This is a genomic window from Massilia horti, assembly GCF_004614195.1.
Classification (GTDB): Bacteria; Pseudomonadota; Gammaproteobacteria; order Burkholderiales; family Burkholderiaceae_D; genus Telluria; species Telluria horti.
Genome location: NZ_SPUM01000082.1, coordinates 1 through 8,443 on the forward strand (window position 1 = coordinate 1; position 8,443 = coordinate 8,443).

The 8,443-nt window shown below is 66.9% G+C and carries 6 protein-coding genes; 2 read left to right on the plus strand and 4 right to left on the minus strand.

Features of this window, described 5'->3' with window-relative positions; translation table 11 throughout:
- Window positions 1-295: 295 nt before the first annotated feature.
- On the minus strand, window positions 296-4,132 hold the full coding sequence (locus E4O92_RS12680; RefSeq protein WP_135190140.1) for a LamG-like jellyroll fold domain-containing protein: 3,837 nt from the start codon (window positions 4,130-4,132) through the stop codon (window positions 296-298).
- 195 nt (window positions 4,133-4,327) lie between these two features.
- Between E4O92_RS12680 and E4O92_RS12685 the strand changes: the two genes are divergently transcribed.
- A complete protein-coding gene (locus E4O92_RS12685; RefSeq protein WP_135190141.1) occupies window positions 4,328-5,065 on the plus strand; it encodes a LamG domain-containing protein in 738 nt (245 codons plus the stop codon).
- A 189-nt stretch (window positions 5,066-5,254) separates the two neighbouring features.
- On the opposite strand, the gene nusB is transcribed toward E4O92_RS12685, so the two are convergent.
- The 3 genes from nusB to ribBA all read right to left on the minus strand — a co-directional run bounded on the left by nusB (window position 5,255) and on the right by ribBA (window position 7,397).
- Window positions 5,255-5,725, minus strand: coding sequence for a transcription antitermination factor NusB (gene nusB, locus E4O92_RS12690; protein ID WP_135190142.1), 471 nt, complete (start codon window positions 5,723-5,725; stop codon window positions 5,255-5,257).
- A 14-nt stretch (window positions 5,726-5,739) separates the two neighbouring features.
- Entirely contained in the window at window positions 5,740-6,219 is a 480-nt protein-coding gene (gene ribH, locus E4O92_RS12695) for a 6,7-dimethyl-8-ribityllumazine synthase (protein WP_135190143.1), read from the minus strand.
- A gap of 65 nt (window positions 6,220-6,284) precedes the next feature.
- Window positions 6,285-7,397 carry a bifunctional 3,4-dihydroxy-2-butanone-4-phosphate synthase/GTP cyclohydrolase II gene (ribBA, locus tag E4O92_RS12700; protein WP_135190144.1) on the minus strand — a complete coding sequence of 371 codons (1,113 nt, stop codon included), beginning with the start codon at window positions 7,395-7,397 and terminating at the stop codon, window positions 6,285-6,287.
- A gap of 328 nt (window positions 7,398-7,725) precedes the next feature.
- Here ribBA and E4O92_RS12705 point away from each other — a divergent pair.
- Window positions 7,726-8,443, plus strand: a 718-nt coding sequence (locus tag E4O92_RS12705; RefSeq protein ID WP_135190145.1) for a response regulator, incomplete at its 3' end; no start/stop codon positions are given.

Sequence of the window (8,443 nt, forward strand, 5' to 3'; positions counted from 1 at the left end):
GGGCGGCACGTCGCTTTGCAATGCCCGTTAGGGTGCGCACCTGTGCGCACGCGGTACGGTTGAATTTCGTTGGCTCTGGTACGCATACGTACCGCGTGCGCACGGGTGCGCACCCTACGACTTGCCCGAACACAGTTGTAGGGTGGCGGCTCGTTCGTCGGGCATTTAGCCCGACTCACCCCACGCGTTCAACCACAGGCAGAGTAGCCACGAATTCGGTATTCACGCTTAGTTTGAACGCGTGGGCGTTCGTTCGGCCGGCCACTGGCCAGCCTCATCCCGCCCACCCTACTCGCTAGCGGATCCGATCCGTCTCCAGCGTCGGCCGAACCAGTGGCGCGACGTTGTTCGCATCGGTCACCTCATCCGGCGCGCCGTCCAGCGTCAGGCGAACCCGCAACTGGGCCGGATCGCCCCGTTCCGGCAGCGTCACCTGCACGTCCGCCGTCTTGGGCAGCAGGTCAAGCGGCGCCGCCAGCTCAGGGAAGCGCACCGATGCGATTGCTTTCCCGGCTGCGTCTTCCACGAGCACCAATCCCGCCGGCGTCGGCTTGGCGCCCAGGCTGTGCACCCGGATGCCGAGCACACGGTCCTTGAGCACCAGGTCGTCCGGCGACAGGCCGATGTCCGCCCGGGTCGCGGGGTCGCTGCCCGGCTGCTCCAGCTTGAACTCGTAGACCACGGTCTGGTGCGGCGCAAAATTGAGCTCCACGCTCCTGCCCCGCTCCAGCCGCACGCTGCGTGGGGCGGACGGGTTGTCGGCACGGTCGTCGTCATTGGTATCGACGCCGGAGGTCACGCTCCACGTTCCCGCTGCCAGCTGGGCCCCGGTGATGAAAGCGGTGACCGGCTTATCGCTCAGGTTGTAGGCGATGACCTTGAAGTGCTTCGGATCGCCCTGCGGGATCAGGAGCGCCACGTCTTCGCCCGATGCGCCATTGGCGAAGCGCCAGGTGACCAGGTTCCCCGGATAGAACGAATTGCGGCGATGGGCCACGCCGCCCATCCGGGTACGCTGCAGCATCTCGTTCGACACGTTCACCCGGTCGGTCCACAGGTGCGCATCCGTCATCACCGGGAAGCGCTTCATGTTGAACTGCAGCTCGCGACCGAAGATGTCGGCGATCTCGCGCTTGTCGCCAGTGGTCTGCCAGCGCAGCAGGCGCACCACGTCGCTGTCGTTGCTGCTGCCGTAATTGCGGTCGACCTTGCCCTCGCCGGGATCGCCTGCGCGCAGCATTTTGTCCGCCAGGGCCGGTCCACCCGGCAGGCGGGCGAGCAGGTCGGCGTTCAGCAGGCGCAGCGCGCCGAGGTTGCCGCGCCCCGCCAGGGCCTGGATCGGCCGCAGGTATTTCGCATCGCCGGTCCACTGGTAGGCGGCCCAGAACACGTGGATCGACTCGCCCATGCCATTGCCACTCCCCTTGTCGCTGTCAAACGCGATGGTCGCGGGGTACGACCACAGGCCGCGCTCGTCCTGCTTGCCGTGCGCCAGATAGCCGTCCAGCAGGCGCAGGATCAGCGCGCGTGTGGCAGGCGCGCCGTTGTAGTCGACCAGCAGCAGCCCCGGATGGCTGAGCAAAAAGCCATAGGTGCGCTGCTCGGCCCACGCCTGCTCGTGCGAAATCGTGGTGCCGCTGAAGTAGGAGCTATTGATATGCGTATGCCCGGCCGGATTGGAAGTGAACAGGCGCGGATAATTGCGCGCCACCTCCATCCCACGCTCGATCGCGGTCGGATCGCCCCAGCTCATCTGCATGAACTGGCCGACGGAGTTGATGCCTTCCTCGTACGAGTGCAGCTCGTCGGCCTGGATGCGCCCCAGGCCATTGGCCCACATGCCGTTTTCGTACGTGGCATCGAGCACCTTGCGCTGCGAGAGCGTCACCCGCTCCGGCTGCACGCCCATCAGCGCCAGCGGCACCCAGCTGTTAACCAGGTCCGTGTCGTCCGACAGGCCGCCGCCGAATTCGCCGTTCTCCACCTGGCGCTCGTCGATCCACCAGTTTACGAACTTGCGGTACAGCTTGAGCATTTCCACCTGCCGGAACGCCCACAGCGGCACGCCGGCCGGCGGCGCCGGCTGCACGAATGGACCGAATGGCTGCTCCGGATTCTTCTCGTTCCACAGCGCCCGCGCAAACTCGTTGGACGGGTCGATCCGCAGCACGTCGGACACGTCCAGTTCGAAACGGTGCCACATCGTGTACGGCCGGATGTTGGGGTTCTCCTCGACCAGGAAGGCCAGGTTGTCGCGCGCCTGCTCCAGGCGGTCGGCGATGTGCTCCTTCTTCGCTTCCTCGGCAGGCTTGAACACCAGCCGCACCCGCATGCCATCCAGGCTGGCGGCATCGAAACCGCCGCCGGCGGCGGAGATGGTCAGCATCAGGTTGCCGGTCGGGGGCAGCATGAGGTCGCGCGTATCGAGCCACAGCGTGCGCGCCTCGTTCGGCTTGACCGACACGTTCACGTCCAGCAGGTCGCGTTCCGGCCACAACGGATCGCGCACCCGGATGTTCAGCGGCAGCAGGCCCTGGTGCGTGGCACTGACCTTCAGAGCCGGCAGTTCGAGCGCGACGCCGTCCAGGCCGGCGTCCATGTTCTGCCATCCGTACGAAAAGCGGGTCGGCCCTTCGCCCGCCAGCGGGCTGCGGAAATCGCCCGGCACCAGCACGTGCACGACCGGCATGCCCTTCGGCCGCGCGGGACCTTCGCGGCGCGGTGCGCCCGCGGGCAGCGCCGCCACCGCGCTGCGTTCGCCCGCCACGAAACGCCCATCGATGAAGCTGCGCAGCGGCGCCAGGTTGGGGTACAGGTCGAGCGCGGCGCCGACATCCACCGTGTAGCTCAGCGTGGCCACGCCTTCCGGCACGCGGCCGGGGCCCACGTGGTAAGCGGCGATTTCCTCGATTGGCGTTTCCTGCGCCTTGTTGTCGAAGCGGATTTCGCCGCCCTGGTGGGTGGTCGCGAACTGGGTCGAAGTACGCTCCTGCCCGGGCGCGCGCTGCATCAGCACGCCCTGCCCGTCCCCAAGGGTGCGCACCAGCTGGCCATGCGCCGGCCCGTTGATCTCGATCCGGTTCCAGGGTTCGTCCGGCAGCGTCAAGGTGTACTGCTTGCCGCCCTCCGAGTAGGTATTCCAGTCCGGCAGCTGGAAGTAATCGTTACGGCCCGGCAGGCGCGAGCGGTTGTACACGCCCGGCCAGGTGGTCTCGCGAATCCCGTCGATCCCCTTGAACATTTTGGCCTTGATGTCGCGCGCATCGGTGAACTCCACCTTGCGGATGCGCGTGACCGGGTCCGCCAGGTAGGCCGGCACGTCGCCCTCCCGGTTCCAGCCGTGGCGCAGCCACCATGCCTCGCGCAGCGCCGGGTCGTCCAGCGATGGCGCCGGCGGCAGCACCGGCTGCCGGTGCGCAGCCAGCGCGGCCACCGCGCCGTCGGTCAGCATGCGGTCGTACACGCGCAGCTCGTCGATGTCGCCCCCGCGCATGAAGTTGTAGCGCGACTGCACCTGCCACGGCCCGACGATGCGCTGGAACGGACCGATGCCGTACAAGCCGCTGTCGTACACCGCCTTGATGTCCTTGCGCGCGGCAGGCTTGCCGTTCACCCACAGCCGCACGCCGCTGGTCTCGTCCCAGGCGAAAGCCAGGTGGATCCAGTCGGTAGGCCGTGGCAGCCGCTCCACTTTGAACGACACGCGCGAACGCGCAAGGCCCGTATCGGTGACGAAGGCGTCAAAGCCATGGCCGTTCCAGTCGATGCGCAGCCAGGCCATGTCCCAGTCGCTGCCATCGGCAGAGCCGGCGCGCATGATCGGGAACGGGGTGGCGCCGAGCGGCTGGCGCGGCCGGAAGAAGAACGACATCGTGCCGCGCTGCGCGTAGATGTTGCCAGGTGCCGCCCAGGCCAGCACCACGTTGTCCGCCATCGCCAGCGCAGCCCCCTTGGCCCCATCGCCGGCACGTCCGACGCCGGTAGCGAAGATCGGATCGGCCCGGCCGGCGGCAAAGCTGGCCAGCGCGCCCTGCTCGCCGGTCACGGAAAACAGCAGGCCGGGATCGCCTGCCTGCGCGGCGCCGGCGCTCATCAACGCGCCCAGTGCCACGGCCCGAGCCAGCGGCCGCATTCGCCAGCCTGGCCCGAACAATCCGCGATAACCCGTCCCCACCATCCTCGACCTCGCCTGCATTGCGCCCTCTCCTCCGATCCGGTTTCTATGTTATAAAACTGGTCAGGACAATCGTGTGACTGGACTGACCAGTCAGCACAGTGTGCCGCAGGTCTTAATTACGTGCAACATTTGTACGATTGAGGACAACACATGAAGCCACCCCATTCGGAACCCCGCCGCCGCCTGCTGCGCGCCGGCGTATCGCTCTCGGGCCTCGCGCTTCCGCCCGGCCTGGCGCTGGCCGTCACGCCCGTCCATCACCAGTGGAGCCTGTGGGTTTTCGACAACCTCGAGCGCGTCGGGGGACTGCCGGTCAAGGTCGAAGGCGCGCCGCAGCTGATCGATACACCGCTGGGAACGGCGGTGCAGTTCGACGGCGTGCACGACGCGCTGTTCATCGACCAGCATCCGCTGGCCGGCGCCGCGACGTTTACGTTCGAAGCGTTTTTCCGCCCCGACGGTGGAGCGTTCGAGCAGCGCTGGTTCCATCTGGCCTCGGATGAGCCGGCGCCAGCGCCCGGCCAGCCGCCAGCTTCTCCGCCCAGCGGGACCCGCTTCCTGTTCGAGATCCGGGTGGTGGACGACACGTGGTACCTGGACACGTACACGCACGGCGCGGGCTATGGCCAGACGCTGATATTCCCGGACCGGCGCTATCCGCTTGGGCAGTGGTACCACGTCGCCCAGACGTTCGACGGGCGTATGTATCGCGCGTACGTCAACGGGCAGTTGCAGGGCGAAGCGGAGGTGCCGTTCAAGCCGCAGGGGCCGGGCAAGGCGTCGGTGGGCGTGCGGATGAATCGGGTGAACTACTTCAAGGGCGCGATCCGCGCCGCACGCTTTACCCATGCGGCACTGTCGCCGGCGCAGTTCATGTCGATGCCATGAGCGCTAGGCGTAGGGTGCGCACCTGTGCGCACGCGGTTCGCAAACGCGGCGTAACGAAGCGGCAGCCGCAAGTCGGCATGCGGTGACCGCGTGCGCACAGGTGCGCACCCTACGCCGGGATTCTACGGGCGATAAAAAAGCCACCGGCGGCGAACCGCGGGTGGCTTTTTCGTTCGGGCGCCGCGCGCGTCAGTGACGCCCGTCCGCCGCCACTTGCTCCGGGCGCAGCTTGCCGGCCAGCCGGTCCAGCACGCCGTTCACGTACTTGTGCCCGTCGATGCCGCCGAACGATTTGGTCAGCTCGACCGCCTCGTTGATCACGACGCGGTACGGAACCTCCGGGTGGTTCTTCAGTTCGAAAGCGCCCAGCAGCAGCACCGCGTGCTCGATCGGCGACAGTTCCGTAAACGGCCGGTCGATCACCGGCGCCACCGCCTCGCGCAGCTCGACCGACTGCGCGATCGCGCCGTTGACCAGCGACGTGAAGAACTCGGCGTCGGCCTTGTCGAAGCCGTGCGCGGCGCGGATGTTGTTCACCACCGCCGATGCCGGCTCATTGTTCAGCAGCCATTGGTACAGGCCCTGCAATGCGAACTCGCGCGCGCGATGTCGCGGGGTGCGGTTCTTGTTCGGATTGGCGTGTATGCTCTTTTCACTCATCTTGCCACCTTCCCTCAGTCTTCCTCTGCCTGCAGCTCTTCGAGCGCGATCAGCAGGTTGGCCATCTCCACTGCCACGCGCGCCGCGTCGCGGCCCTTCTCGGCCATGCGCGCCTCGGCCTGCTCGTCGTTCTCGGTGGTCAGCACCGCGTTGGCGATCGGGATGCCGTAGTCCAGGCCGACCCGGGTGATGCCCGCGCCCGACTCGTTCGAGACCAGCTCGAAATGGTAGGTCTCGCCGCGGATCACCGCGCCCAGCGCGATCAGCGCGTCGAACTGCTGGGTCTCGGCCATCTTCTGCAGCGCCAGCCCAATCTCGAGCGCGCCCGGCACGGTCACGTGCAGGATGTCTTCCTCGGCCACGTTCATGTGCTTGAGCTCGGCCAGGCAGGCCGACAGCAGGCCGTGGCCGACGTCTGCGTTAAAGCGCGCCTGCACGATGCCGATGCGGATGCCTTCACCCGCCAGGTTGCTTTCATAAGTTGGTACCGTCATGGCTGCCCTCTTGTTCTGTTTTGTTTGAATGATGAATGGTGAATGCTACCGCGTCTGCCAGTCCGTCAGGCGCCCGGATCGGCCATGTAGCCCGTCACTTCGAGGTCGAAGCCGGCCATCGATGGCATCTTGCGCGGATTGGCCAGGAGCTGCATCTTGCGCACCCCAATGTCCTTGAGGATTTGCGCGCCGATGCCGTAGGTGCGCAGGTCCATCGTGGCGGCGCGGCCGACCGGGCGCGCGCCCTGGGCGTCGAGCGTGGCGAACTGCGCGAACAGCTGTTCCGCGGTCTCGCCGCAGTTGAGCAGCACCAGCACCCCGTTGTCGGCGTGCTGGATGGCCTTCATCGCGCTGGCCATGTTCCACGAGTGGGTGGTCGCCCGGTCCTCCAGCACGTCCAGGATCGACACCGGCTGGTGCACCCGCACCAGCGCTTCGCGATCGCCGGCAATCTCGCCGTGCACCAGCGCCAGGTGCGCCGCGCCGCTCGGCTTGTCGCGAAACGCGATCAGCTTGAAGTCGCCGTACGCGGTCGACAGCGAGCGCTCGGCCACGCGCTCGACCAGCTTTTCCTTCTGGCTGCGGTAGTGGATCAGGTCGGCGATGGTGCCGATCTTGAGCTGGTGCTCCTTGGCGAACTCGATCAGGTCCGGCAGGCGCGCCATGGTGCCGTCTTCCTTGATGATCTCGCAGATCACCGAGGCCGGGGTCAGGCCGGCCATCTCGGTCAGGTCGCAGCCCGCTTCGGTATGGCCGGCGCGCATCAGCACGCCGCCGTTGACCGCGCGCAGCGGGAAGATGTGGCCGGGCTGGACCAGGTCGCCCGGCTTCGCGTTCCTGGCCACCGCGACCTGGATCGTGCGGGCGCGGTCGGCCGCCGAGATGCCGGTCGTGACGCCCTCGGCCGCCTCGATCGAGACGGTGAAATTGGTGCCGAACGAGGTGCCGTTCTTGCTGGTCATCATCGGCAGCTCGAGCCGGTCGCAGATGTCTTCAGACAGCGTCAGGCACACCAGGCCGCGCGCGTGGCGGATCATGAAATTGATCGCCTCGGGGGTCACGAAGTCGGCGGCAAGCACGAGGTCGCCTTCGTTTTCGCGGTCCTCCTCGTCGACCAGAATGACCATGCGGCCGGCGCGCAATTCGTCAACGATTTCCTGGGTGCTGGAGATAGACATGCTGTGTTCCTTGGTACTGGCCAGTTTGCGTAATCCGCTATTTTAAAGGATTTGCCGCGTTTCCACCGACCATCGCCCACGCCGGCGAACCGGGCCCGGCTGCCCCGGGTTCCCGTGGCGAAATCACAACGAAAAGGCCTTTTCAAATCGTTAATTGTAAAAAAGTGTGATTTTTCATGCAACGTTTGGACTTGCCGCGCAGCCAGCCTGCATTATCATTTGATCCACGCCAACACGCACGCCCCAGGCTGCCGGGGCCCCATTCGGAGTTATTCATGCCGGTATCTTGCGTTCGAAACCGCTCCACCGCAGCTGTGGAGCAGAACTGATGGCCACCATTCTAGTCGTCGATGACCGTCCCAGTAACCGCGAATTTTTGCTCACCCTCCTCGGCTTCACCGGGCACCACCTGCTACAGGCCCGTGACGGCGCCGAGGCGCTCACCCTGGTGCGCGCCGAACGGCCCGACCTGATCATCACCGATCTCCTGATGCCGACCATGGACGGCTACGAGTTCGTCCAGCGCCTGCGCGCCGACCCCGAACTGGCCGCCACCCGCGTGATCTTCTACTCGGCCGTATTCGCCGAGCGCGAAATGTCCGAGATGGCGCACAGCTGCGGCGTGCGCACCGTGCTGCCCAAGCCGTGCGACGCCCAGGCGATCTTCGACGCAGTCAACGCCGAACTCGGGCTGGACATGGCGAGCGCGCCGCCCGCCGCGAACAACGCCATTGCCCCGCTGGTCGCAGTCGCGCCCGGCGACCGGCTGGCGGCGCGCCTGGGCGCCCTCGAGCAACTGTGCCTGCGCCTGATCGGCGAGCGCCGGCCCGATGCGCTGGCGGCGGTGTTCCTGCAGGCGGTGAACGACATCATCGGCGCCGACCAGTTGGCCCTGTGCCTGCTCGAAAGCGACGAATCGCGGGTGCGCCACCTGGAAGGGCACGGCATCGACGGCGCGCTGCTGCTCTCGCATGCGCTCGACCGCACTGGCCTGCCCGGCGCCCTGCTCGCCGCGCGCGCGCCGCTGCGCCTGACCGGTGGCGACC